This window comes from Sporosarcina sp. P19 (genome assembly GCF_002743165.1).
In the GTDB taxonomy this organism is placed as follows: domain Bacteria; phylum Bacillota; class Bacilli; order Bacillales_A; family Planococcaceae; genus Sporosarcina; species Sporosarcina ureae.
The window spans coordinates 90,226-116,773 of sequence record NZ_PDYR01000011.1 but is presented as its reverse complement, the minus strand read 5'-3'; the positions used below and the strand labels follow the sequence as shown (position 1 = coordinate 116,773).

The window sequence follows — 26,548 nt, the reverse complement described above, 5'->3', positions numbered from 1 at the left end:
TTCTACTTACAGATAACGTAAAGTCATATATTTTTTAGGGGATGCATACTACAGATACATCCGAAAAATAATTTTTAGTCTTATTCAAAACTCGATAAACCTTGTCACTATCGTATTTCCAAGAGGGAGTCGCCCTGTCTTCCACTCCAATCCCTACTTATAACTTGTTGAAGCAAACTGACATCATTAAATTTGTAAGTTGTTGTAGGTCACCGCGCCATGCGCTCCCCTAAGCGCTTCTACCTTTAGTTTGTTAGGTGTTTGGCGATGACTACTTTTTGGATTTCGCTTGTGCCTTCGTAGATTTGGCATACTTTTGCGTCGCGGAAGTAGCGTTCTACTGGGTAGTCTTTTGTGTAGCCGTAGCCGCCGAATACTTGGACGGCTTCTATGGAGTTGTCTACGGATGCTTGGGATGCGAATAGTTTGGCCATGGAGGCTTCTTTGCCGCATGGTTTGCCTTCTGAACGTAGCCAAGCTGCGCGGTAGACTAGTAGTCGGGCCGCTTCTGTTGCGGTGGCCATGTCGGCTAGTTTGAATCCTACGCCTTGGTTGGCTGCGATTGGTTTGCCGAATTGTTCGCGTTCTTTTGCGTAGGCAACCGCGGCTTCTAGTGAGGCTTCTGCTATGCCTAGCGCTTGAGCGGCGATGCCGATTCGGCCGACGTCGAGGTTGGCCATGGCGATTTTAAAGCCGCCTTCTTCTTCACCTAGTCTATTTTCCACTGGTACTTTCATATTATCGAAGCTGAGTGCGACGGTTCGAGAGCCGTGAAGGCCCATTTTCTTTTCGTCTTTACCTATAGATAATCCCGGTGTGTCTCGGTCGACGATGAATGCGGTGATGCCGTATGTTCCTTTTTCAGGAGCCGTGTTAGCAAATACGATGTAGACGTCCGCTTCCCCACCGTTTGTGATGAACATTTTGGAGCCGTTGATCACGTAGTGGTCGTCGACTCGCTTCGCTTTCGTTTTCAATGAACCTGCGTCTGATCCGGACGATGCTTCTGTCAGACAGAATGCACCGAGATATTCACCAGATGCCATTTTCGGCAAGTAGCGATTCTTTTGTTCTTCCGTGCCGAAGTAAAGGATCGGATTCATTCCAACAGAAGTATGGACAGACAACACGACCCCCATGACAGCACTGACTTTTGATAGTTCGTGAATCGCGATGATATATGACAGGAAGTCCATCTCTGAACCTCCATACTGTTCAGGCGCCGTAATTCCCATCAATCCAAGCTCGCCCATTTTCTCTAGTAGTTCACGCGGAAATTCTCCATCTTCCATCCGGGGAATCCAAGGTTCGATCTCGTTCTTTGCGAAATCACGAACCATTTGGCGCATCATTTGTTGTTCTTCTGTTAATGTAAAATCCATCCTCTTCACCTCTTGCTTTCAACTTAATTCCTTTATTCGTATGAATAGAAACCGCGTCCAGTTTTCTTGCCGTGCCAACCTGCTTTAACGTATTTACGCAGCAATGGGCATGGACGGTATTTCGAGTCGCCGAATCCTTCATACAATGTTTCCATAATGTAGAGACATGTGTCGAGTCCAATGAAATCTGCCAGTTGCAGAGGCCCCATCGGATGATTCATTCCCATTTTCATGACGTCGTCAATTGCTTCTTTTGTTGCGACACCTTCGTACAATGTGAAGATGGCCTCGTTAATCATCGGCATCAGTACACGGTTCGCAACAAATCCTGGTGCGTCATTCACTTCAACCGGTGTTTTGCTGAGCTTTTTCGTCATCTCTTCGACTGCTTCGTAGACATCATCATCTGTAGCAAGGCCTCGGATAACTTCAACGAGCTGCATGACCGGTACCGGATTCATGAAGTGCATGCCGATCACTTTTCCTGGACGTTTAGTAGCTGCACCGATTTCCGTAATAGGCAACGAAGATGTGTTCGTTGCCAATATCGTGTGTTCCGGTGTGATTTCATCTAGCTCTGCAAAGATTTTTGTTTTAATTGCCATATTTTCAACTGCCGCTTCGATGACGATGTCGGCATCTTTGGCATTTTGCATATCCAGTGATTTCGTGAAACGACCAAGTACTGCTTCTTTTTCTTCCTCTGTCATACGTCCTTTTTCCACGTTGCGCGATAAGTTTTTCGTGATGACCTTAAAACCTCGGTCGTATGCTTCTTCATTGAGATCGTGAAGAGTTACTTGATAGCCTGCCTGTGCGCAGACCTGGGCAATTCCTCCGCCCATTTGACCTGCGCCGATTACGAATACTTTTTCAATTGTCATCTGGAATGCCCCCGCTCAGTTAGTTTTTGGTACTTCGATCATGATGGCATCACCTTGGCCGCCACCTGAACAGATTGCAGCGATACCGATTCCACCACCGCGACGTTTTAGTTCATTCGCCAAGGTAAGAACGACACGTGCTCCGCTTGCACCGATTGGGTGTCCAAGTGCGACTGCGCCACCATTGACGTTCACTTTTTCTTCGTCTAGTCCAGCGATTTGTGAGCTTGCAAGGGCAACGACTGCGAATGCTTCATTGATTTCGTATAGATCAATATCGTCTGCCGTTTTACCTGTTTTCTCAAGTAATGCTCTGATGACATGACCTGGTGTTTCAGGGAAACGTTCCGGTTCGATGGCTACTTCCGCGTGACCTAGAATAACAGCAAGCGGTTCTTTGCCTTGCTTCTTCGCTTCATCTTCATTCATTAACACAACCGCACATGCACCGTCGTTGATGCCGGGTGCGTTTCCAGCTGTGACACTTCCGTCTTTACCGAAAGCTGGGCGGAGTTTTGCCAACGCTTCAAGTGAACTGCCTCTACGCGGGCCTTCATCTTCTGTCACAACGACTGGCTCGCCTTTACGTTGTGGAATGCTGACTCCAACGATTTCTTCTGCGAATAATTCTTTTTCCATCGCTTCAAGTGCACGTTCATGACTGCGTAATGACCATTTGTCCTGCGTTTCACGGCTTACTGAAAAGTCGTTAGCTGTACTGTTTCCGTATGTGCCCATGTGAACATTGCCTTCGGAGAATGAACACGTCAGTCCATCATAAATCATGCCGTCTACTAATGTGCTATCGCCCATTTTCAAGCCTGAACGGACATTTGCATAATACGGTGCGTTGGTCATCGATTCCATACCACCAGCGACGATCGTTGTCTCATCCCCAAGACGGATCAACTGATCAGCGAGTGTGATACTGCGCATTCCGGAAGCGCATACTTTGTTGATCGTTTCAGTCTTGACACCGTATGGAATGCCGCCTTTAACAGCTGCTTGACGGGAAGGAATCTGGCCTTGCCCTGCTTGTAAAACAGTCCCCATGATGACTTCGTCTACTTGATCGCCTTGTACTCCAGCGCGTGCAAGCGCTTCCTTGATAGCAATACCGCCTAGATCGCTTGCTGTTTGTGTTTGCAATGCACCGCTTAATTTACCAAATGGTGTTCTAGCACCTTGTAATATCACTGTTCTCATTTCTCTATTCCCCCTAGTAGTTTACTGACTGAACGCTCGCTCGATATCTTACTACTAAATAAGAGGGCGTTTAGACCCTCTTATTAATAGTTTATTGAATTGTTAGCGTTTTAGATATCTTAATTGTACGGTATTGACACGAAATTCGCAATAATTTCAATCTTGTTTTCTATCGTCGGTTTCCGGTGTTTCATCCTCTGTTTCAACCGTTACAGCTAACTCAGGCTCCAGAATCCCTTCTTCCGACTCTACTATTTCCTCTACTTCTTCAGATTCAGAGACTGTTTGGTGTTCTCCAAAGATCGAGCGTTCCAATAGTTCAGCAATATCGTATGTGCCGACTTGTTCTTCGACTTCAACAGCTTTCGTTCCGTCAGACAACATCGTCAAGCAATACGGACAACCTGATGAAATGATTCCCGGACTGACTTCAAGTGCTTGTTCAGTACGTGCTACGTTGACGCGCTGACCTGTATCTTCTTCCATCCACATCATACCGCCACCCGCTCCACAGCACATGCCGTCTTCACGGTTACGTTCCATTTCTACCAACTGTACGCCTGGAATCGCTTTAAGAATTTCTCTCGGCTGATCGTAGACATCGTTGTAGCGGCCTAGGTAACAAGAATCGTGGAATGTGATGACTTCATCGATTGCATGTTTCGGTACTAGCTTGCCTGCCATAACCAGTTCGTGTAGCAACTCGGTATGGTGTTTAACGATGACTTGCAGTCCGAAATCTGGGTATTCATTTTTGAAGATATTGTATGCGTGCGGATCGATCGTAACAATTTTCGAGACGCTCGCTTTTTCAAATTCTGCGATATTTGCTGTTGCGAGCTCTTGGAATAAGAATTCATTCCCGAGACGACGTGGTGTGTCTCCTGAGTTCTTCTCTTTGTTACCAAGAATCGCAAAGCTTACCCCTGCTTCATTCAATAAATGTGCGAACGATAGAGCGATTTTCTGTGAGCGGTTATCAAACGCTCCCATAGAACCAACCCATAGTAAGTATTCAAAGTCTTCTCCAGCTTTTTTCGCTTCCTTCACTGTCGGGATGTGCAAGTCTGGACGTGCATCTCTCCAGTTTTCTTTCTCTTTACGGTTAAGGCCCCATGGATTACCTTGACGTTCGATGTTGGTCATCGCGCGCTGTGCATCTGGGTTCATCTTCCCTTCCGTCATAACAAGATAACGACGAAGATCAATAATTTTATCTACGTGTTCATTCATTACAGGACACTGATCTTCACAGTTACGGCACGTCGTACATGCCCAGATTTCTTCTTCTGTGATGACGTCGCCGATCAATGAAGGATTGTATAGTTCGTCCATTGTCATTCCTTCTGCCGTAGCAGCGAGTGCCAATTGATTTCCTTGTGAGTTTTTAAATAGTAGTTGAGGTACCCATGGCTGTTGCTTCGTCATGACAGCACCTGTGTTTGTTAAGTGATCACGTAGCTTCGTGATCAAGTCCATCGGTGACAGCATTTTACCTGTACCTGTTGCCGGACACATATTTGTACAACGTCCACATTCTACACATGCATAGAAGTCGATCATTTGCGCTTGTGTGAAGTCCGTGATCTTGCCTACACCAAGTGGCGGCATATCGTCTTCGTCTTCGATTTCTTCAAGTGCTTCAAAATCGATTGGTTTCAAACGTCCTGCATGGTCTAACCGGTGGAAATAAACGTTTGCCGGACCTGCGATCAAGTGCGCGTGCTTAGATTGTGGTACATACACTAGGAACGTCAGCAATGTCAGTAAGTGTACCCACCAGCCAACAAAGAATATGGTAACGGCTACGCCTGTTGGAACAGCGCTGAATACAGTTGCGATGAGCGATGCCATAGGCTCTGTCCATGTAGTGCCTTCATTATGCCAAATCATGTTCGCACCGTTAGCGACCAGTGTGGAAAGCATAAGTAGTCCAATAAATATAAGAACTAGACCGGATTTCCAACCGCGCTTTAGACGAACTAGTTTCTCCATGTAACGACGGTAGAATGCCCATACGACCGCTACTAGGATAACGAATACGACAATCTCTTGGAAGAATGTAAATGCCGGGTACAACGGGCCAAGTGGTAGATGTGATCCTGGCTTTAAGCCTTTCCAAATCAGGTCAATTGCTCCGAATTGAACGAGTAGGAAGCCATAAAAGAACATGACGTGGATGGCCCCACTCTTTTTATCTTTCAATAGTTTCTTTTGTCCAAATACATACACCCAAATTTTCTTTAGTCGCGCTTTGACGTCATTGTCGAATTCTTCTTTTCTCCCCAGTCGGATGAATTCGTAGCGAGTTTTTAATAGATATAGGAATAGACCAAAGCCGTATACGACAACTGCTACAAATAAAATCCAGTTTGCGATGAGTAGTATATTCATCTCTTATTCCCCTTCCATTTCTTCTACTTGAGATCCCCTTTAAGAAACCGCTTTCAATAATATTCTATATCTAGTGTAATAATGAATGATCATTCAGTCAACAGTTTTTAAAAGTTTATTTTTTATTTTCTTACTATGGTTGAAAGCCCTTTTTGTCAAGTAGTTATTTATTTTTTGTGATTATTCTCTCACACAGTCCCTCTATTATAGGCTTTATCGTTATGTTACTTTAATTTACAAATTTATATAGGGCCTGGAATCGTTCCAAATTAGCAAAATTATATTCTCTACACATCTAGCACATTATTATCTAGGATATTACAATACTCTATTTTCATTATATCTGAATATAGCAAATTTGACCATTTCATGATAACGTTTTCATAATGTGTTGCTAACATTGGAAAGGGGTTTTGTTATGTATCGATTGAATGCGCGTTTATTTCAAAAAGGACTCAAAGTGGGAATGAATTTTTTACCTTGGCGAGAGCCTGAGCTACTAGTCGGGCCTGGTAGTTTGGAAGGCCTTGCGGGGAAAGTGAAAAGTCTTGGAATTCATAGTGTGCTCATTATTACGGATCGCGACATCGCCAAGCTAGGTTTACTAGACGTCATGCTAGTTGGGCTCAATTCACTCGGCATCAAATACTTGGTGTATGACCAAACTGTCGCGAATCCCACGATAGTCAATATCGAAGAAGCACGTGGCTTGTACGTAGCAAATGATTGCGAAGCGCTCATTGCGTTCGGTGGCGGATCTCCGATTGATTGTGCAAAAGCAGTGGGTGCAAGAATTGCGAGACCTGAGAAACAGATTCCCGAGTTGAAAGGTTTATTCCACGTGCGCAAGCAAATCCCTACGTTGTTCACGGTACCTACGACAGCGGGAACCGGAAGTGAAGCAACGCTTGCTGCAGTCGTGACGAATAGTGAGACGCTTGAGAAGTATGCGATCAATGATACGTCACTGATCCCCCACTACGCTGTACTCGATCCATTATTGACAATGAAGTTGCCGCCAGCGATTACCGCCGCTACTGGAATGGATGCGTTAACGCACGCAGTGGAAGCGTATATTGGCAACAGTAATACGTATGAAACGTGGAATGATAGCCGTGAAGTAGTGCAACTCGTATTCTCAAATTTATATGAAGCGTATCGCAATGGAGATAATTTGACTGCGCGAACGAATATGCAATGGGCTTCTTATTTAGCAGGCAAAGCATTTACAAGGGCGTATGTCGGAAATGTCCATGCTATTGCACACACGCTCGGCGGATTTTACAGCATGCCACACGGATTAGCGAATGCGATTATTTTGCCACACGTGCTCGAGTATTACGGCAAAAGTGTATACGACCCACTTTCTGAGTTGGCTGATTTAATTGGCATTACAAGTCATTCGGATACGAGGCGAATGAAGGCCGAGAAGTTTATCGAGGAAATTCGGGCGTTGAATCATGCGATGAATATCCCGGAGCAGGTGGATGGAATTATGGTTGAAGATATTCCGTTAATGGTTAAACGCGCCTTTGCAGAAGCGAATCCATTGTATCCTGTACCGAAGATTTTGAGTAAGAGAGAGTTTACGGAGTTGTATGAGGTGATTCGGGTTTGATGTGGTTTGGGGATTGAGCGGATGCGGGGTTGGATTGAGCGGATGGGCGGGGGCATTGAGCGTTTTGGTCTGGAGAATGAGCGAATATGGGACACTTTGAGCGCTTTAGCCTCGACATTGAGCGGATACGCAGAAACATTGAGCGCTTAGGCCTCGGCAATGAGCGGACACGCAGACGCATTGATCGATTAAGCCTCGGCATTGAGCGAACACGCAGACACTTTGAGCGCTTTAGTCTCGACATTGAGCGGATACGCGGACACTTTGAGCGCTTTGGCCTCGACAATGAGCGGACACGCAGACTCATTGAACGCCACACCACAAAAAACAAGGCCCCTGGCACTAACAGGGGGCCTTGTTTACTCATGATTACTTATCTTTTTTCTCATTCGTGCGGAATACTTTTGCGCTGCGGACGTATTCATTGTCCGAAATGCCGAGTCGAGCGTTCACGATGCGTGCCGCTACGAATAGGTAGTCCGACAGACGGTTCAAGTAGCGTCCAACAACCGGTGATACGTCGTCTGCTGCGTTCATCAACGTAACGGTTACACGTTCAGCGCGGCGTGTGACGGTACGCGCGATGTGTAATGTTGCTGCAGCTGGTGAGCCACCTGGTAGGATGAAGCGTTCTAGTTCAGGCGCTTCTTCCATTAGCTTATCAATTCGATTTTCAAGAACTGTGACAGGTTCTTCGTCGAGCTTGTAATGACGCTCTTTCATAACGTTCGCTAAGTCGCCGCCACCGTCGAATAATTCATTTTGGATCGTCTCGAGATCGGTTAGAATATCTGCAAACTTCTCTCCGTCAAGTTCCGTCATCGCTTTACCGATGAATGAATTCAGTTCATCGATCGTGCCGTATGCTTCGACGCGCAAATCGTCTTTCGCGACGCGTCCACCAATTAAACTTGTCGTTCCTTTATCGCCAGTCTTCGTATAGATTTTCATTTCACTTCACTCCTTTAATTGTTTGAGGAATACCATACCAAATTCTTGTAACAGTTGTTGCTTCTGCGAATAATTGCTGATACAAACGGCCGCATCGATCGCGGAGTTCCCGTTGCTGTGCGTCAAGCGGTACAATGCCTCGCCCGATTTCCGTCAAAATGAAGACGGTGTTCGGTCCACTCATTTCGCGCACCGCGTTACCTGCTTCTGTTTCTGTTATGTCTGTCGTCATCAGCCACTCGTGTAAATCGGTAATGATGAGTGTTTCACCGGGGTTAGCGGTTGCTGCTGTATCCATTGTACAGAAACATGCCGCCGTATCGCCAATCCAACGTCTCACATAGTCCGTTTTGCCGTTATAGGCACCTCCGATAAAGACGTGCATGGCTTCCCCTCCTTGAATTCTTTTTCGCTAGCCCATTCGAGTTGCCAAATGGAGCCGTTGGTTACGTCCCATTCCCAAAATGAACGTTGATCTTGGGTGAATGTATCGAGCACTACACGAATCACGCCGCCATGCGTCACGACGACTGCTTCATTCGGCAGTTCAGCTAATGCATTCAACACGCGTAACTTAACCTGCTGCAATGTTTCCCCATTGCGCGGTGGTGTGTTCCAAGAATCGTCTAGCCAGTTGCGATAGTCGGGATCATTTTTCAACTGATCATACGTTTGTTCTTCAAAGTCCCCGAAATTACATTCCCGCCATCGCGGATCGGCCGTAAAGTCTATTTGTGGAAAATAAATGGCCGCTGTTTGACGGGTTCTAATCAAGTCACTACCAACTACCTGTTGGACAGCTACTGGAAACTCAATGGCCTCGCCTTCTAAAGAAACCAATCCGCTATCCGTCCACCCACAATATATCTTCTGTGCATTCGCAGTCGTCTTTAAATGCCGAACGAGAAATATACGATAAGGACGAGCCATAATAGCACCTCCATTCCTTCAATGAACGCTCCACATAAATCCCCTGTGACACCGCCAAAATGTTTGATTGTCCATTGATTATAAAGCCAGATCGACAAGCAGATGACGAGTAGCATGACCGGGAGTAATAAAATGGAACGGTATTGAATACTTAACAGAACAACCGTTACTATACTGATTATACTTACAGCAACTAGCATCCGCCCGCGCAGGAAGTGTTGTTTGAAAAAGTGCGCAATGCCGCTTGGTTTCGCAGTTTTCGTTACTGTGTAATACCCTACTAAAGCGGCGCGGGAGAGAATCGGCACCGCCACGAGCAGTGCCCAACCGTTTACAAGCTGCAGAATTTCAATGAATAGACCGATTTTCAAACAGAGTAAAACGAGTAACGACAACGTGCCGAATGCGCCGAGTCGCGGGTCATCCATAATAGTCAGGCGTTTTTCACGATCTTGATAGGAAAAGAATGCATCGCCAAGATCTGCAAAACCGTCTACATGCAAGCCTCCTGTCGCAATGAGTCCCGCAAGCAAAATGAGTACCGCCGCAAGGAAACTATTGAAATCACTCGTGATATAGGCAACTCCCGCCAGCAGTAGACCGATTCCGCCACCGACGAACGGCAGCGCAATATACATGCCGGATACTTCTTTTTTCCCGAGCGGCAGTTCTTTATGAACAGGTAGCGATGTGAAAAATTGGAGCGCTAATAAAATGCTATTCATCTTCTCGCTCCTTTACGCCAAAATAGATTGAATTAACGGCCAGTCGATATGTCTCTTGACGTGAGCCGCCCATTGTTCGTAGACATCGACACCTTCCGTTGCAGGAAGCGTGATATGATCCATATCTTCTTCTGGAATTCCATGGTTTTCTAACACAGGAATGACACCCGCAACCGGAATCCCCGTGTATTGTTCAATGAATTTCACGCCATCTTCGAAATAGGAAGCGTCACCGTAAAATTTATTAATAATAATCCCTTTGACACGCTGACGTCTCTCTTCTGAAAGAAGTTGAAGGGTGCCGACAATCGAGGCAAATGCACCGCCTTTAGAAATGTCTGCAACTAGTAGGACAGGCACATCTGCTAGTTCCGCGACGCGCATATTCGTCAGTTCACGGTCCATCAAATTTACTTCGGTGGTACTCCCCGCTCCTTCGATGATCAGCGAGTCGTAGTGATTGGACAAATAATGTAACGCCTGTTGGATCGTTTCAAGACCTTTGTCAAAATACTCTTCACGAAAGGTCTGCCCGTCTATCGTTTCAAGCGGCACTCCCATCAATAGAACTTCGGCCTGCAAGTTTTCTTGCGGCTTCATCAAAATGGGATTCATTTCAGCGATCGGTTGAGTGCGAGCTGCTTGTGCCTGCTGGAATTGGGACCGACTGATTTCACGTCCGTCTGCTACTGTTTCAGAGAAGCCGGACATGTTTTGTGATTTGAAAGGCGCTACACGAACGCCTTCATTCGCAAGCAGTCGGCATAACGCGGTGCAAATCATTGTTTTACCGACATCTGACGCCGTGCCAACGATCATTAATCCGTTCATAAATGTTCCCCTTTCCAGACGATTGGAATACCGTGATCCATTTCAATCGCGTGATCAGCAAATTCCACGATTTGTTGATGAAGCTTACCAATTGTTCGGCGGTAGATTTCCGTCTCCTCTTCGTATTGCGGCCACTCATCGAGGACTTCATTCGAAACAATGACTAAATGGGAGACGATTTCTTTCATTTGCTTAATCGTACGAAGTAATTTCCCCTGCTTTTGTTCTAAACATCCCAAACGCGAAACGCAAGGTGTACCTTCTTCGTATCCTTCATACATTTCATTCGCGAGCCACGTAGTGAGGCAATCCCATAAAACGAGATCGCCTGGCTTTAGAAACGGCATCACTTCATGGAGGTTTTTCGGTTGCTCGATTGTGTGCCAATTCGCATGTCGACGATCTTCTTTATGTTGATCAATCCGTTGCTTCATCTCTTCATCGGCTGCTACACCGGATGCGATATAGACATGGCGACCTGCTGGTTGATTCGTAAGCAGACGTTCTGCATAAGCACTTTTCCCACTGCGTGCACCGCCACTGATGAATGTTATTGTTGCTTGAACCATTGATCCATCGCCTCCCGCAGTGTATCCATCATCGGTTTGGACTTCATGCCAATCCGTAACCAGTGCCCGTCCATCCCGCGGAAGTTTTCAGAGTGACGCAGGACGATGCCTTGTTTCAATAAATCTGTATACAGCTTCTTCGTATCTTGCAGAGGCTTCATGACGAGATAATTTGCCGAAGAATCGAGTACTTCACAGCCTTGCGAGCGCAAGAACTGCGCCATCTTTAAGCGCTCCGTTTGTGCATGCAAAATCGCCTGTTGACGATACGCTTCTTCCTGCAGACATAACACCCCGATTTCAGCAGCGAGTCCGTTAACATGCCAGTGGGAAGCTCGTTGTTTAAGCGTTTTGATTCGTTCAGGGTGAGCGATTATATACCCGAGACGGATACCAGGTATCGCGTACATTTTCGTCATCGAGCGCACAATTAACAAGTTCGGATAGTTCGCGACTTGGGGAATAAAGGACTTTGATTCATCGACAAAATCGATGAACGCTTCGTCTAGCACAACATCTGTTGAACTATTTTTAGCAGCTTCTATAATTGTTAGTAGCTCATTTTTTGAAGGCAACAAGCCTGTCGGATTATTAGGTGTGCAAATATACAGCGCATCCGCTTCAGGTAATGCTTCTAGAATTTGGCGCATAGGTAATTGAAAACCTTCTGCTTCACTAGCTTGAAGCGATACGACCTCTGCGCCGTTCACTTCAAGCGTCGCGCGATATTCAGAAAACGTTGGGTCAATTAAGAGGACGCGTTTCCCTCGGTAGCTCCCTGCCAATAGAGATAGTATTTCTGCCGCACCGTTGCCGACAAGTACCTGTTGTTCGTCTACTTGATGAAAGAGCGAAACTGCCGAACGAAATGGCTGACCGTCTGGATCGGGATAGCTGTTGAGCGTCGAAATCAACGTAGGCCATGCTTCCACTACGGACGGTGGAGGTCCTGCCGGATTACAGTTTTCACTGAAATCGAGCACTTCATCAGGCAATGGAATATTCATTGATACATATAGTCGTTTGCTGTTTGCACCGTGTTCAGGCAATCGCATAGAAAATCCCTCCTAATACTGTGCCTAGTGACCAGAAAGTCCAAGACACGACTTGCATTTGGTACGTAGCGGAATGAATATGGTCTTTATTCGCAATGACTGCTGGACCAAGTACCGCTCGTTCCGATACTACTCCGCGATATGTACTGCTGCCGCCTAACTGGATATTAAGTTGCCAAGCCGTTGCTGCTTCGAGATAGCCGCTATTCGGACTCATATGCTTTTTGGCATCGCCTAACCAGCCGCTAATCCGCTTTTTTAATGAATGTCCACCTTTATTCGGAGTGAACAATAGAATCAGCAATCCTGTAATTCTTGAAGGTATCCAGTTAAAGAGATCATCCATACGAGCCGAAACTTTTCCGAATTCACGATAACGCTCATCTTTGTACCCGACCATAGAATCGAGTGTATTGACCGCTTTATACAACCACAAACCTGGTGCTCCGAGCAAGAATGCCCAAAATAATGGAGCTGTGATTCCGTCAGACGTATTTTCTGAAACCGTTTCAATCGTAGCGCGGGATATCGCACTTTCATCGAGCTTCTTCGTATCTCTGCCGACAATCCAACTGAGTTTCTCACGTGCTTCGTTCATCTCTCCTGACTTCAATGGCTCATAGACTAACAAAGCCGCATCACGCAAACTCTTTTGCGCAAGTCCCGCCGCAATGAGTAGCGCTTCGATCGCGATGCCCGCTACTAGATGCAGACGATACGCGATACTAACGAGCCAGATGACGAGAAAAAACGTTGTCATGCAAATAACTACCCATAAAATCGCACCTTTTACTGTCCGCATACGGCCTTTATTCATTAGCTTAGTCAAATTACTAATCGTCGTACCTAGCCATTTGACTGGATGGGGCCAGTTAGGCGGATCACCAATGAGCCGGTCGAGCACCATGCCGATCGCGATCGCTATGAAATGTGCGGGAATCATGTGTACTCACCTACTGCTAATCGATACGAATGAATAGCCCGTACCGTACAGTCATAGACTCCTTTACCGATCAACTTTCCGAGTTGCGTGATCGGTCCGGCATATGGCAAGTATTCTCCTTGCTGTGTCGATGCGATCAACAAGCTGTCTGTCGAAGTACCTGTAGCGACCGTGCCGGATTCAAGATCCTTTACTTGCTCATCCTGCAGTGCTTTCACTTTCGCTTCTGTTGCAGTAATCAATGCTTGGACGAAAGCTTCTTCACTTAATTCGCCGTTAATGAATACCCATGTGTTGATCGTCCCGATGTAAGGAATATCTTCACGTTGCCAGGACTTCGAAACGTCCACTGCGTTTCCGACACCTGCTGTCACCGCCACGACAATCGAGCCAAATTCTCCTTCGTACTCTTCTACTTCAACGTGCTCAGGACTAACGGCAGTCATCATCGCGACTGTATCTGTCAGATGATAACCAAGAGCTCGCAAGTATTCCGTATTCTCGCGTTGGACATCATCGATCATATAATCCGCACGCACACCTCGATTGACGAACGTCCGATACCAACCAAGTCCTGCATTATGGACAGCGGAAGAAATCGTCTTCAACGGTTGGCTTGATTGCAACAAGACATGATCTTCTTGAATCATTACGTCCGCTTTCTTTACACAAAACTGTTCTACCTTTTCTTGCAAGTTCGGCAATAGCGTCATTTGAGGCTTTGGCATTTCAGGATGGGGTTGCGTTTTGACACGCGCATTGTACACATGATGAATCTCTGACTCGAGTACAACGTCTTGCGGTACACCCATTGATGCTACTTCCCCGTTCTTCAACAGCAGCAGGCGATCGCAATAAAGAGCGGCCAGATTGATGTCGTGAAATACTGAAATGACCGTGATCCCCTTCTGTCTCGCTTGATTGCGGATCGTATCGAGCAATTGCTGCTGATGCGCAATGTCTAGATGATTCGTTGGTTCATCCAATAATAAAATAGGTGCTTGCTGGGCGAGTGCTTGCGCAACGAATACGCGTTGTTGCTCGCCTCCAGATAATAATTCAATGGCGGTATTTTCATATCGCGTGACACCTGTATGGTTCATCGCTTCCTGCACCGCTTGCTCGTCCAGCTCCGACCAGCTCGAGAAAATCCCTGACTGATACGGATAACGACCGAGAGCGACGGTGTCTTTCACGCTATGGGAAAAAGCATGGGCATGAAGCTGTGGCAAGACGGCTACTTGCTGCGCGAATTGCTTTTGGCTATATGCGCCAGAAGGTTTTCCTGCAATCATTACCTTGCCGCTTTGTTTCGGCAAAATACCCGAAATGATTTTCAGTAAGGTTGACTTTCCGCTACCATTCGGCCCTAAAATCCCAAGAACTTCTCCTTTTTCCACGTGGAACGACACATTTCGCACAATCGGTTCTTTGCCGTAGCCTCCTGATAAGTTCTCCACTTGCAACATCTTCACATCGCTCCTTTTCTACGTTGTTTGTAAAAGATGTAAGCAAACACCGGAGCGCCAATGAATGCTGTAATGACGCCGACCGGTAATTCAGCCGGCGAAATAACCGTTCGTGCGACGAGATCGCAAATGATTAATAATGAGGCACCGTTGAATAATGATAACGGCAACACGTGACGGTGATCAGAGCCCCATAGCATACGTGTCATATGAGGGACAACTAGGCCCACGAAGCCGATTGTCCCAGACACAGCAACAGCAGAACCGGTTAATACCGAACCGCCAAGCAAAATCATTAATTTACGCTGTTTGACATTGACCCCAAGATGATGCGCGCGTTCTTCACCGAATAATAAAGCGTTCAATTCGCGACGATTGAGCCACAGCATGAATGAGCCGATGATGAAAAACGGCAGTACCATTAGAATATAATTCCATCCGCGCATGGATACGCTACCAAGCAGCCAACCCACGATCTGACGGAGTTCTTCTTGCGTTAACGCGATCATCAGCGACAGCACGGAGCCAAGAAACGAACCGAAAATAATGCCTGTCAAAATAATCGTTTCCATTTTCATTGATCGATCGACGAGACGGGCAAAACCGATCACTAGAAACATCGTCACTGCAGCACCGACCATACTAAATACAGGTAAGGTGAATGCGCCAAGAACCGGTAGAGAAATACCAAAAAAGAGTGTGATCACGGCGCCGACAGAGGCACCGGATGACACTCCGAGGGTGTAAGGATCAGCTAATGGGTTTTTCAACAGCCCTTGGAAAGCGGCTCCTGAAATAGCCAGTGAGGCACCGACGATTCCCGCCAGCAACACACGAGGCATACGGATCTTCCACAAAATATTACTTGCGGTCGCGTCCGATTGATTCCATAGCGTCTCTATTGGTATTTTCACTGTACCGATCGATACGCCGAGCCAGATTGCCACAAGCAACGTGGCAATCGACACGACATAGGCGAGAGCGGTTTTATTCACCGAATACCTCAGGATAGACTGCTTTTGCAAACAATTCTAATCCGTCAGCTAAACGTGGACCTGTACGGCTTGTAATATCTTCATCCAATTGAATGACTTGATCTTCTTTGATCGCAGTAACCGCATCGAACCCGTCACGAGTTTTAATGTTTTCTACGACGTTTGGAATATAACTATACATAGCCAAAATTACATCCGGATTTTCATCTACAATCTTTTCAGGACTGATCATAATCCAGCCCTCTTCTGTCACGATGTTTTCAGCGTTTATCATATCTAAAAATTGCTGTGGGAATGTTCCCTTTCCTGGCGTATAAATTTCAGGTGCATCGGAGTTTTCAACAAACACGCGCTTCTTGTCTGTAATGTCTGCTGCTTTCTTTTCAATATCCGCAACTTTTGTTTTCATATCTTCGACGATTTGATTCGCTTCCACATTTTTGTCCATGACTGCACCAATCAGTTCAATTGTTTCATATGTCTCGTCAAATGTCTCAGCATTTGGTACGACGATCACAGGGATGCCTGCGTCACGAATTTGATTCAATCCTTCTTCACTTGAACCCATCATCATTTCATGTGCAAATACTGCTTCCGGCTCCAATGAAATGACTTTTTCCACGTTGACCGTAAAGTCCCCTACTGTATCAAGCTCCGTTACTTCCTTAGGGTAGTCATCGTTTTCTGTTACTGCAATGACTTGATCTCCTGCATCAATACCGAATAAAATTTCCGTATTGCTTGGAACTAATGAAATTACAGTTTCCGGCGCTTGTTCAAATGTAAGTTCTTTGCCAGCCGCGTCTGTCAGGGTGTATGGATAACTCGTTGTATCCGTCGATTGTTGTTCTGTGTTCGTTTCTTCGCCAGCTTGTTTTTCATCTGCTGGTGTTTCTTCTTTTTTACTGTCACTTCCGCATGCTGCGAGTAGTAGTACCGCAAGCATTGCCGTCAGCATCAGTTGCCAAAACTTCTTCATGTGTGTTCCTCCTTTAATATGTGTGTTGCATTACGCAAGCCGCAGACATGAAAAAAACCTTCGATAGTTCGAAGGATTAGGCGGGATGAAATCAATACGTGATTTCTTCCACTGTACCTATCCTCGTAGGTTGCTGCGGAACTTCATTTTCTAAAAAGGCAGGTGACCTGGCTTGTGCATGGCACATACAGTGGCGGGACCGCATCGGATTTGAACCGATTTCGCTTTTCATCTCAAGTTTTGAGAACCTTTTTAGAAGATATGTAATTATGACTTATTATAGCGATAATAGCGTTGGTTGTACAGGGGATAGGAGGAGATTGAGTGGGGCATGGGAGTGAGGCTCCAGCAGGGGGACGCTTTCCTGAGGGGCCGCGATGAGCCAACCAGTTCGTTGCACTCTCTTTGGTTGTCTCATCTGTCGACCTGATCCTCTGGGAGTCGCCCCCTGCTTCCGCCTCACTCCCTACTTTTCGTTGTGTTGGCAGGTTGAACCGCTTTTAAGTTGTTGATGTGTCTAGCGTCATTGGAACTTTTTAAACCAAAGAATTACGAAGCGAAACTTTGCCTTTTCCTCCCGACCTCACAACATAATCACCCGTAAGCTCTTGAACTTCATTCTCTAACTCAAGAAAGAAACACTAGTGAAGCGAAGTGAGAGCCGTTACGGAGGACGGCTTTTGCGAGTAAAAGCGAAGCGTTAGGAGCACATCTTTGTACTTGAGGCGGCGACCCGGGGAGGATATCAGGTGAGACCCCTCCCGAACGCGTCCGCCTGGAACGCAGCGAAACGTTGCTTTCCCCTTTCCCATTCACAAAGAAAAGGCCAAGCAGTCGATCTGCTTGGCCTTTTTTGATATATTACATTCTTTCAGGTGCTTGCACGCCAACTAATTTCAACGCGTTCGCAATCGTCGTTTTAGTCGCTGTAATCAAAGCCAAACGTGCTTCGGAAAGATCTTTATTTTCCGGATCAAGCACCTTGTTAGCGTTGTAGAAACTATGGAATGTAGCTGCTAGTTCCTGGATATATGTTGTTACACGATGCGGTGCGCGCATGCGTGCCGAGTCGCTGATTAGTTTCGGGAAGTCTCCGAGCTTCTTCAGTAGCTCTAGCTCTTTTTCATCTTGCAATAACGTGACGTTCTCTGTTGACGCTTCTACGTTCTGTTCTTTTGCCTGACGTAGAATCGAGCAAATACGTGCGTGTGCATATTGTGCGTAATAGACAGGGTTTTCATTGGATTTGGATACTGCCAAATCTAGATCGAAGTCCATTTGTGCATCGCCTGAGCGCATCGCAAAGAAATAACGTACAGCGTCTAAGCCGACTTCTTCTACGAGTTCACGCAGTGTGACTGCTTTGCCTGTCCGCTTGCTCATCTTGAATTTTTCTCCGTCTTTATAGAGCTGAACCATTTGCGCCACTTCTACTTCGAGCGTATCGCGGTCATAGCCAAGTGCTTGGATTGCCGCTTTCATACGTGGAATATATCCGTGGTGGTCTGCTCCCCAAATATTGATGAGTTTATCGAATCCGCGACTCAATTTGTCTTGGTGATACGCGATGTCCGGTGTTAAGTATGTGAATGAACCGTCTTGTTTGATTAGTACACGGTCTTTGTCGTCACCAAATGTAGTGGAGCGGAACCAAGTGGCACCGTCTTCTTCAAAGACATGGCCGTTTTCACGAAGTTTATTAAGTGCGACTTCAATCTTGCCGTTGTTATATAGGGACGTCTCTGAGAACCAGTTATCAAAATGAACGCGGAAGTCCGCCAAGTCTTTCTTCAGTTTATCCAGTTCGATATTCAAGCCGTGCTCACGGAAAAATGCCAGTCGCTCTTCTTCTGGAACATCGACATACTTGTCGCCGTATTGTTCGACCAGGCCTTTTGCGATCGTGATAATATCTGCACCACGATAGCCATCTTCAGGCATTTCTTTTTCCAATCCAAGCGCTTCGAAATAACGAACGTCTATAGATAACGCCAAGTTGTTTATTTGATTACCTGCATCGTTTATATAGTATTCGCGCGCTACGTCATAGCCTGCTTTATCGAGAATATTACATAATGAATCGCCTAGCGAAGCTCCGCGTGCGTGCCCTAAGTGCAAGTCGCCTGTTGGGTTCGCTGAGACGAATTCAACTTGAATTTTTTGTTGTTGTCCACTGTCGGAACGTCCGTAGTCAGCTCCTTGATCAAGGACGGTCTTCACGATATTTCCAAGGCTGTCTGTTTTCAAGCGAATATTGAGGAAGCCAGGTCCAGCGATTTCAATGGAGTCAATTGCTGTGTTCGTCGTATCGAGGTGCTCCAAAATACTTTCCGCGATTGCCCGTGGTGGCTTTTTTGCTAGTTTCGTCAACTGCATGGCGATATTCGCTGCATAGTCACCGTTCTCTTTACTTCTTGGTGATTCCAGTTTAATTTCCGGAATTTCTGCACCTTCTACTAATTGTGCTTTTTCAATCGCTTCGTGCAATGCTACTTTAATTTCATGTTGAATCTGCTCTACTGCATTCATTGTGTTACCTCCGAGTAGGTTATTGTCAAATGGTATTTCCCTAATAAACTTTCGTCTGAATGTAAGTCGTACGCTACTGTAAAGCGTCCTGGTACCCACTCCAGTTGATTGGTATGAACGGCTAAATCCATAACGGCAGGACCATTACCGTACGTACCGAAACGGACATCGTCCTGTCTGAAAGGCAATCGCATCTGTACGCCGCCCTTACGCATGATGAAGGCATCATCGGCATGTAATTTCACGGTCGTTCGGACTGATGGCATTCCTTCTGTTCGTTCTTCAAACAATAAGTAAGCCTGTCCTTTTTTCTCAATGAGTTCTCCAGTTGCCTGCATCGTATGCGTTTCTGCTTGCTGGTCTGGATGTTGAATAACGGAACGGAGCTGAACTTCCATTTTTGGCGCTTCCATTCGTTCACCGCCTTAAGTAAATAGATTCACTCATTATACACTTCTTCTGGCATTAGTTTCAATGTTACACATCTAAACTTTTCCTACGAACCGTTTAATCCGTCCATAACCGTACCATACTGTCAAAAGATACTGAATGGAACGGGATGTGATGCGCAATGAAACGTACCGATTATATAAAGTCTACAAATCGTAAAAAATGGAAAAAGATTGTATTATCTCTGTCGATCACGTCAATAGCCGCAATCCTAACTGTCTTAATCGCCCTTCGAATATATGCTCAAGTACTTGGTGCCCCTTCATTGAGCGTACCAAAGGCTTCCTTGTTCCTTGATCATAGTGGACATCAGATTGGAGATCATTTTTCACAACATCGACGTTATTGGATGAAGCTGTCTGATATGTCGCCTTATCTTTCGGATGCCTTCGTTGCAACGGAAGATAAGCAATTTTATTCGCATAATGGATTTGATTATAAACGGATTGCGGGTGCAGTTCTTAAGGATGTCAAAACGATGAGTAAGGCACAGGGAGCGAGTACGATTACTATGCAATATGCGCGAAATCTGTATTTGACGCACGAAAAGTCTTGGTCACGGAAACTCCATGAAGCGCTGTTTGCCTATCGACTGGAAATCTTCTATGACAAGGATACGATTTTGGAAGGTTATTTAAATACCGTCTACTTCGGTCACGGAATGTACGGAGTGGAAGCGGCGAGCCGGTTTTATTTCTCAAAAGCCGCGAAAGACCTGACATTAGAGGAAGCGGCTACGATTGCGGCGATCGCAAAAGGCCCTTCCATTTATTCACCACTTGATCATCCTGAAAATTCACGTGACCGTCAATTGCTCGTACTGAATCAAATGGAGCGCTATGACTATATTTCTACTGAACAGAAAGAACGAGCAATAGAAGAGGAAATTGTACTCAAGACAGATAGTTGGAAAGATATGAAGCAAGTGGCACCTTACTTTTTGGATGCTGCGTGGCAACAAGCAGAAGACATTCTCGCTTCGAAAGGTCGAGCACCAGCGGAAGGTGGCTGGCAAATCCGAACGACGCTGAATCAACAGCACCAGCAAGCGGCGGAACAAGCAATTAAACAAGCAATGCCTGAAAATGATCTGCAAGTTGGATTCATTTCAATGGCCGCAGATACAGGTTTTGTTACGTCGATGATAGGCGGTGTGGATTTTGGCGATAGCTCCTTCAACCGGGTGACTCAAGCGAAGCGTCAGCCAGGGTCTGCGATGAAGCCGATCCTCTATGCGGCAGCGCTAGAAAAAGGGATGAATCCTTTAACGTTCATGACAGCTGAAAAAACGCTGTTTACGTATGATGACGGTCGTTCGACATATGAACCAAGCAATATTAACGGGGAGTTTGCGGCGAAGCCGATTTCATTGGCACAGGCGATTGCGATTTCGGATAATATTTATGCAGTCAAGACGCTTGAGCAAGTGGGTTACAAGCCGTACACGAAAATGGCGCAACGACTCGGTATCGACGTCACGTTTCCCGAATCGCCTGCAGTTGCTCTAGGAACTTCCGACTTGACGCTGTTCGAGATGACGACAGCGTATAATCGCATTGCGTCAGAAGGGAAACAGGTTGAGCCCCAAATGATTCTATCGATTACGGATGCGAACGGAAAACTGGTCTATGAGCACCCTTCGAAGAAACCGAAGCAAGCAATGTCGGAACAAGACGCGTTTGTGCTGACACATTTGATGACAGGGATGTTCGACCCCGTCTTTAATGATTATTTAACCTCTACAGGCCTATCCATGCGTCCGAAACAATCACGGCCTTATGCTGCAAAGTCCGGAACGACGATATCGGATCAGTATTTGATTGGATTCTCGCCCACATTAACAGCTGGAATTTGGACAGGGTTCGACCGCGGCAAGCAACTCGAGAATTTGGAAGATAAAACTGTCTCGAAAAAAGTGTGGATTGATTTTATGGAAGCGGCACATGAGGGTACAGCGCCACAACCATTCCTCCCCCCTTCTGGCGTGCAAGGTGTCATTGTAGATATCGAAACTGGTGGAATTGCAGTCAATGAATGTGCGAAGCAACGATTGATCTACGTGAAGGATAAAGACGTACCGCAGAAGTTATGTACGGATCGCTCGTTGAGAGAACAGCATTCGGGAGAAGAGGAAAATTCTAAAATGGAATTGTTCCCGTTTTCGTTTTTTGAGTGATTGGTGAGTTTTGGGTTATGAGCGGTTGGTGGGCTGGTATGAGCGGTTGGCTGCTGGCTTTGAGCGGATAGCTTCAAAGTATGAGCGGGTGTACGCTCGTATAGAGCGGATAGCCGGAATGATTGAGCGGATGACGGTCGCAATAGAGCGGGTAGCGTTGATGTATGAGCGGAATAGGCTCATGATAGAGCGGATAGCGACAAACTATGAGCGCTCGAACGCCAACATTGAGCGCGCAGCCGCAAAGTATGAGCGCCACAACTAGATTCCACCCCTCAAACCCCAATAAAAAAGCCTCGTTCTCCGTATCCGCGGAGAGCGAGGCTTTTTTGACCGTTATGCAGTGATCGAATGAATCCGCACTGCTTGGGTTTGTGGTTTCATCAAACGACTGTCTACATAGCGGGTGTCCTAGATTACAGCGCAAAGCTGTATATTTAGTTTACTTCCTTTGTTGCAGACATTCAACCTCAAAGAGTACGTTATGCAAATTGTCACATTTTTGACGTATTTGATGAGAATTGTACTTTTCAATTATGCCGTATAACGTCTTACTCTGTGCGCAAACCTTCGTGTAATTCAGGTGTACTACGTTCCCAAAGCTCTGCGTTATGCGACTTTAGAAAGTCTTTTAGAATTTTCTTTGAACGATCGTCCATATCGTCTACAATAATTTGACGTTTCATTGATTTGTCCATGCGGTTGACGTGGTCTGCGAGCAACTTATAGCCTCGTCTCTTTTCGCGATTGACGACCATTTCACACGCTGTGATTCCTGCATAATATGGACCTTCCTCACGATAATCAATTGTCACCCAAACGAGCCAGTATGGTTTACCGCCTTCAGAATCTTTTCTGTCCGTGGTGAATTTGATTCCTCGTTCTGTATCACTACGGGCATGCATAGCACCCATTTCCACTTGTGCTGTACCCGCTTCTACATCGATGATCACAGGCGAAATGTTTTCGAGCGACAACGAACCTATGCCAAACCCTTTATGTCCATCTGTGGGATCATTTTTAATTATCGTAAAGCCTAACTTTGGTTTTGAATTTTGCTCACTTGCCATGTAAATCGCCCTCCGTCTCTGTTATTATATGTACTATACCTGAATTTTCTGCTAAGGAGGAAATAAAATGCCATACGTCACAGTAAAAATGCTTGAAGGCCGCACTGACGACCAAAAACGTGCACTCTGTGAAAAAGTTACGCAAGCCGTTGTGGAAACGACTGGTGCTACTACTGATAGCGTAACAGTTTTCATTGAAGAAATGCCAAAAAACCATCTTTTTAAAGAAGGTAAACTTATGAGTGAGCAGTAAAATCGGCAAAAGGATTCTCATCGCGAGAATCCTTTTTACTTAATTCATTCAGCTGACTGAACTCACTTGCATCTCTTCAATGAAGGCAAATGCTTGATCCATTTCTTGATCAGTAAAGTTTAGTTTGTTTTTCACGATACGTACTTTAGCAATTTGATCCTCTTTATCGAGCTGATCGAAATATAATAATGTGGAGACCAATTCCAAAAAGCGTGACGACTTCTCATTTAATCGCTCGATACATTTGGGCAACTGTTCTTTCGGTGCATCTGCTGTCGCAAGGAATTTCGACCCTTCATCCGTCACTTGATAGCAATATTGTTTATACGAACCCTTGTCCTCAAAACGTTCAGCCAAAAAGCCCATTTCACATAACTCTTCCACTCGCAATGTCAGTTCTTCCGAATAAGGACCATACATATGGAGCTCGTATTTCTCTGCAAACGGGAAATTCATTTTCTTTAATATATAAACCATTTTCTGCATTTTCTTACGGCCATTCACTTCATTTGCCAACGATATAAACTGAACGATTTTTGCATGCTCTTGCAGCAAGTCCCGCAACCCCTCTCTTAGCCTCTTAACAATTCCAAAATCTTCTTATGCAACGGGTTTCCATCTATCAACAAATCTTCTGGATAATAAATTTTATGGTCTGTTCTGCGTTTTCCTGATATCGCTTCGACCACATCGGACATCCGCGACAGTTCACGCAAATCGCCATTTTCTAGTTGTAAATAAATCGGCACGCGCTCATTCTCTTCACCTGGACGATAAAAGTCGTAAGGTAAGTCTGATGAAGAATCCGTCACTAAATAATAGTCAGGATCGAGCCCTGCTTCTTTGAACAATGTAATAAGTTCACCGAATTTCATGTACTGCACTGCAGGATCGAACTCGGCATATTGAAATAGTCGTCTGTTCACGAAGCGATCGCATAAATCCGCTAAAATTGTATCGTCTTCTTCCATCCACAGCTGGAAATACGTCAATAACACGCCCTCGTCAAGAGCTATGTACTCTTTCAATTTGAATTCTTGTGCGAAGAACGAAACGAAATGCAGCGGTTCTTGCTTAAACGCATACCCAGTTTCAAATAAATGTTTTGCTCTGTGTAAAATTTTGATCAGAATTACTTCTGCACTTCGCGATACAGGGTGGAAATACACTTGCCAGTACATTTGATAACGGCTCATGATATAGTCTTCCACCGCATGCATGCCGCTGTGCTTGATGACGACTTGTTCTTCAGTCGGACGCATCACACGCAAAATCCGTTCCATGTCGAAGTGGCCATAGGAAACGCCTGTGTAATACGCATCGCGCTGAAGATAATCCATACGGTCCGCGTCGATTTGACTGGAAATCAAACTGACGACTAGTTTGTCCGGATACGTCTTATCTATGACATCCGCCACTTTTTGAGGGAAATCTGGCGACACACGATGCAACACTTCATGGACTTCTGTCTGTTCCAATAAAATTTGCTGGGTGAATTGTTCGTGATCCAGATTGAACACCTTTTCAAATGCGTGGGAAAACGGACCATGTCCCAGATCATGCAATAGTGCTGCACAGAGGGCGACAAGTCGTTGTTCTTCATCCCATTCTTCACGCCCACTGAAGCCGTCGTCTAGAATTCGTCTGACGATTTCATAGACGCCAAGCGAGTGCTGGAAGCGGCTGTGTTCTGCGCCGTGGAACACGAGATAGGTGGTGCCAAGCTGGCGAATCCTGCGCAGGCGCTGGAATTCGCGGGTGTTGACCAGGTCCCATATTACGCGGTCCCGGACGTGTATGTAGCGGTGCACGGGATCTTTAAACACTTTTTCTTCGGGCAGTTTTTCGTTTTGATACGCCATGTCGTCACCTCATCCTTCATTCGTTCCAGTATAACAAAAAACGACGGATCGTGACATAGTACTCTATGACGGATTTTAAACAGTAAATAGTAAAACATGTTTTTAGTGAAGAAGGAATTAGTAACTACATGTGAATTCAGCTTATATGAGCGGTTGCCGACTTAGTATGAGCGCTTGTCGCTAATGATAGAGCGGTTAGACTTGAGTTATGAGCGTTTAATCAGTTTAATGAGCAGTTACGCAGCAAATATGAGCGCTTGAACAGATTGTTGAGCGTTTGCGACAGTTCAATGCGCAACAAGAAGTATTACCCACTTGTAATACAGGGATTGGAGCGAGGGCAGGAGCGAAGGACGGCTTTTACGAGCATAAGCGAAGCGTTGGAAGCGCATCTTTGCACTAGGAGAGCCGACTCCGGGAGGATACCGCGTCCCCTCCGAAGCACCAATCCCCACCCCAACAGCCCGTCAGCCTATTCCCAAACACCCTACCAACTACCATATTCAACTCCTACTCACCTAAAAAGCCCGCCCACTTTATTACCATCTTGATAGAATTTTGTGACTCTCTGAATAAAAGACTCATTTCGTGGTCATAATGGCAGTAGAAAGAGAGTACAAGACAGGAGGCATGGAGATGGTGAAAGTTAGACAAGACGCATGGTTAGAACAGGACGATGAATTATTGGCAGAGACGGTGCTACGACATGTAAGAGAAGGAAGTACACAACTAGGTGCATTTGAGGAAGTAGGCGACGCTCTGAACCGAACTGCAGCAGCTTGTGGGTTCAGATGGAATGCAGTCGTGCGAAGAGACTACGAGAGTGAACTCTCCGAAGCGAAGAAAGAGAGAAAGCAAACGTTACGTGTGCTAGGTACAGATTTTAAAAGACGTAACCAGCAAATGTACAACCCCGAGACAGGCGCAGATGGCCAGGAGAAAATACAGGTTCCATTATCCGCCCTATCGCTCGACACCGTCATTGCATATTTAATTCGCATGCATCATAACGGGGGTGCCGATACGGATGCACTTCGTTGGAGACAGACGGCAAAAACAGCGACAGAACAAATGAAATCGCTGGAATCGCAAATAGAAGATCTGAAAAAAGAGAACAGAACATTGAAAGACGATTATGAGCAATTCGTCCAAATCATGAATCGCGCACGCCGATTAATCGCTTTGAATGAAGAAAGCGAGCACATAGCACCGTTGTTCAAAATGGAGCCTAATGGAAATCTAGTCTCATCAAAAGAGCCGCCAATCAATAACTGATT

25 protein-coding genes and 1 riboswitch are annotated in these 26,548 nt (G+C 45.8%); of the genes, 5 read left to right on the top strand and 20 right to left on the bottom strand.

Annotated elements, in window-relative coordinates:
* Window positions 1-245: 245 nt before the first annotated feature.
* From CSV74_RS12415 to CSV74_RS12400, 4 genes are all read right to left on the bottom strand, one after another.
* On the bottom strand, window positions 246-1,382 hold the full coding sequence (locus tag CSV74_RS12415) for an acyl-CoA dehydrogenase (RefSeq protein WP_099691890.1): 1,137 nt from the start codon (window positions 1,380-1,382) through the stop codon (window positions 246-248).
* 32 nt (window positions 1,383-1,414) lie between these two features.
* Window positions 1,415-2,266, bottom strand: coding sequence for a 3-hydroxybutyryl-CoA dehydrogenase (locus tag CSV74_RS12410; protein WP_099691889.1), 852 nt, complete (start codon window positions 2,264-2,266; stop codon window positions 1,415-1,417).
* A gap of 15 nt (window positions 2,267-2,281) precedes the next feature.
* Entirely contained in the window at window positions 2,282-3,472 is a 1,191-nt protein-coding gene (locus CSV74_RS12405) for an acetyl-CoA C-acetyltransferase (RefSeq protein WP_099691888.1), read from the bottom strand.
* A 156-nt stretch (window positions 3,473-3,628) separates the two neighbouring features.
* A complete protein-coding gene (locus CSV74_RS12400; protein WP_099691887.1) occupies window positions 3,629-5,866 on the bottom strand; it encodes a (Fe-S)-binding protein in 2,238 nt (745 codons plus the stop codon).
* 418 nt (window positions 5,867-6,284) lie between these two features.
* Here CSV74_RS12400 and CSV74_RS12395 point away from each other — a divergent pair, with 418 nt between their 5' ends.
* Window positions 6,285-7,484, top strand: a complete 1,200-nt coding sequence (locus CSV74_RS12395; RefSeq protein ID WP_099691886.1) for an iron-containing alcohol dehydrogenase — start codon at window positions 6,285-6,287, stop codon at window positions 7,482-7,484.
* 369 nt (window positions 7,485-7,853) lie between these two features.
* Here the strand turns inward: CSV74_RS12395 and CSV74_RS12390 are convergent, their stop codons facing one another.
* From CSV74_RS12390 to CSV74_RS12330, 13 genes are all read right to left on the bottom strand, one after another.
* Window positions 7,854-8,435 (bottom strand): cob(I)yrinic acid a,c-diamide adenosyltransferase, encoded by a 582-nt coding sequence (locus CSV74_RS12390; protein ID WP_099670305.1) that lies wholly within the window; start codon window positions 8,433-8,435, stop codon window positions 7,854-7,856.
* 1 nt (window position 8,436) lies between these two features.
* Window positions 8,437-8,820, bottom strand: coding sequence for a bifunctional adenosylcobinamide kinase/adenosylcobinamide-phosphate guanylyltransferase (locus CSV74_RS12385; RefSeq protein WP_099691885.1), 384 nt, complete (start codon window positions 8,818-8,820; stop codon window positions 8,437-8,439).
* Window positions 8,772-9,365, bottom strand: a complete 594-nt coding sequence (locus tag CSV74_RS12380; RefSeq protein ID WP_099691884.1) for a histidine phosphatase family protein — start codon at window positions 9,363-9,365, stop codon at window positions 8,772-8,774. Before CSV74_RS12380 ends, CSV74_RS12385 begins: the two co-directional genes overlap by 49 nt.
* Window positions 9,326-10,090 carry an adenosylcobinamide-GDP ribazoletransferase gene (gene cobS / locus CSV74_RS12375; RefSeq protein WP_099691883.1) on the bottom strand — a complete coding sequence of 255 codons (765 nt, stop codon included), beginning with the start codon at window positions 10,088-10,090 and terminating at the stop codon, window positions 9,326-9,328. Before cobS ends, CSV74_RS12380 begins: the two co-directional genes overlap by 40 nt.
* 12 nt (window positions 10,091-10,102) lie before the next feature.
* The gene (locus tag CSV74_RS12370) at window positions 10,103-10,921 is read right to left on the bottom strand and encodes a cobyric acid synthase (RefSeq protein ID WP_099691882.1); all 819 of its coding nucleotides are present in this window, start codon (window positions 10,919-10,921) and stop codon (window positions 10,103-10,105) included.
* Window positions 10,918-11,490: a bifunctional adenosylcobinamide kinase/adenosylcobinamide-phosphate guanylyltransferase gene (locus CSV74_RS12365; RefSeq protein ID WP_029053486.1), complete on the bottom strand. Its 573-nt coding sequence runs from the start codon at window positions 11,488-11,490 to the stop codon at window positions 10,918-10,920. The genes CSV74_RS12370 and CSV74_RS12365 overlap by 4 nt, the downstream gene beginning before the upstream one ends.
* Window positions 11,472-12,545, bottom strand: coding sequence for a threonine-phosphate decarboxylase CobD (cobD, locus tag CSV74_RS12360; protein WP_099691881.1), 1,074 nt, complete (start codon window positions 12,543-12,545; stop codon window positions 11,472-11,474). Before cobD ends, CSV74_RS12365 begins: the two co-directional genes overlap by 19 nt.
* Window positions 12,532-13,485, bottom strand: coding sequence for an adenosylcobinamide-phosphate synthase CbiB (gene cbiB / locus CSV74_RS12355; protein ID WP_099691894.1), 954 nt, complete (start codon window positions 13,483-13,485; stop codon window positions 12,532-12,534). The genes cobD and cbiB overlap by 14 nt, the downstream gene beginning before the upstream one ends.
* On the bottom strand, window positions 13,485-14,957 hold the full coding sequence (locus CSV74_RS12350) for an adenosylcobinamide amidohydrolase (RefSeq protein ID WP_099691880.1): 1,473 nt from the start codon (window positions 14,955-14,957) through the stop codon (window positions 13,485-13,487). Before CSV74_RS12350 ends, cbiB begins: the two co-directional genes overlap by 1 nt.
* A gap of 2 nt (window positions 14,958-14,959) precedes the next feature.
* Window positions 14,960-15,952, bottom strand: coding sequence for a FecCD family ABC transporter permease (locus CSV74_RS12345; protein WP_099691879.1), 993 nt, complete (start codon window positions 15,950-15,952; stop codon window positions 14,960-14,962).
* Window positions 15,945-16,931, bottom strand: coding sequence for an ABC transporter substrate-binding protein (locus CSV74_RS12340; RefSeq protein ID WP_099691878.1), 987 nt, complete (start codon window positions 16,929-16,931; stop codon window positions 15,945-15,947). Before CSV74_RS12340 ends, CSV74_RS12345 begins: the two co-directional genes overlap by 8 nt.
* Before the next feature lie 140 nt (window positions 16,932-17,071).
* A riboswitch (cobalamin riboswitch) is annotated at window positions 17,072-17,198 on the bottom strand.
* Between the two features lie 594 nt (window positions 17,199-17,792).
* Window positions 17,793-19,460 carry an arginine--tRNA ligase gene (gene argS, locus CSV74_RS12335; RefSeq protein ID WP_099691877.1) on the bottom strand — a complete coding sequence of 556 codons (1,668 nt, stop codon included), beginning with the start codon at window positions 19,458-19,460 and terminating at the stop codon, window positions 17,793-17,795.
* Window positions 19,457-19,873 carry a YwiB family protein gene (locus CSV74_RS12330; RefSeq protein WP_099691876.1) on the bottom strand — a complete coding sequence of 139 codons (417 nt, stop codon included), beginning with the start codon at window positions 19,871-19,873 and terminating at the stop codon, window positions 19,457-19,459. The genes argS and CSV74_RS12330 overlap by 4 nt, the downstream gene beginning before the upstream one ends.
* A 158-nt stretch (window positions 19,874-20,031) precedes the next feature.
* Here CSV74_RS12330 and CSV74_RS12325 point away from each other — a divergent pair, with 158 nt between their 5' ends.
* Window positions 20,032-22,086 (top strand): transglycosylase domain-containing protein, encoded by a 2,055-nt coding sequence (locus CSV74_RS12325; RefSeq protein WP_099691875.1) that lies wholly within the window; start codon window positions 20,032-20,034, stop codon window positions 22,084-22,086.
* Window positions 22,087-22,111: 25 nt separating this feature from the next.
* On the top strand, window positions 22,112-22,351 hold the full coding sequence (locus tag CSV74_RS12320; RefSeq protein ID WP_143560771.1) for a hypothetical protein: 240 nt from the start codon (window positions 22,112-22,114) through the stop codon (window positions 22,349-22,351).
* 286 nt (window positions 22,352-22,637) lie between these two features.
* Here CSV74_RS12320 and CSV74_RS12315 read toward each other — a convergent pair whose 3' ends face one another.
* Entirely contained in the window at window positions 22,638-23,156 is a 519-nt protein-coding gene (locus tag CSV74_RS12315) for a YwhD family protein (protein ID WP_029053496.1), read from the bottom strand.
* Window positions 23,157-23,223: 67 nt separating this feature from the next.
* On the opposite strand from CSV74_RS12315, the gene CSV74_RS12310 reads away from it, so the two are divergent.
* Window positions 23,224-23,409: a 2-hydroxymuconate tautomerase gene (locus tag CSV74_RS12310; protein ID WP_099691873.1), complete on the top strand. Its 186-nt coding sequence runs from the start codon at window positions 23,224-23,226 to the stop codon at window positions 23,407-23,409.
* 48 nt (window positions 23,410-23,457) lie between these two features.
* Here the strand turns inward: CSV74_RS12310 and CSV74_RS12305 are convergent, their stop codons facing one another.
* Together CSV74_RS12305 and CSV74_RS12300 are read right to left on the bottom strand one after the other, a co-directional pair.
* Complete coding sequence (locus CSV74_RS12305) at window positions 23,458-23,964, bottom strand: YwgA family protein (RefSeq protein WP_099691872.1); 507 nt, start codon at window positions 23,962-23,964, stop codon at window positions 23,458-23,460.
* A gap of 17 nt (window positions 23,965-23,981) precedes the next feature.
* A complete protein-coding gene (locus tag CSV74_RS12300; RefSeq protein ID WP_099691871.1) occupies window positions 23,982-25,271 on the bottom strand; it encodes an HD domain-containing protein in 1,290 nt (429 codons plus the stop codon).
* A 636-nt stretch (window positions 25,272-25,907) separates the two neighbouring features.
* On the opposite strand from CSV74_RS12300, the gene CSV74_RS12295 reads away from it, so the two are divergent.
* On the top strand, window positions 25,908-26,546 hold the full coding sequence (locus tag CSV74_RS12295) for an RsfA family transcriptional regulator (protein WP_099670288.1): 639 nt from the start codon (window positions 25,908-25,910) through the stop codon (window positions 26,544-26,546).
* The last annotated feature ends 2 nt before the right edge of the window (window positions 26,547-26,548 follow it).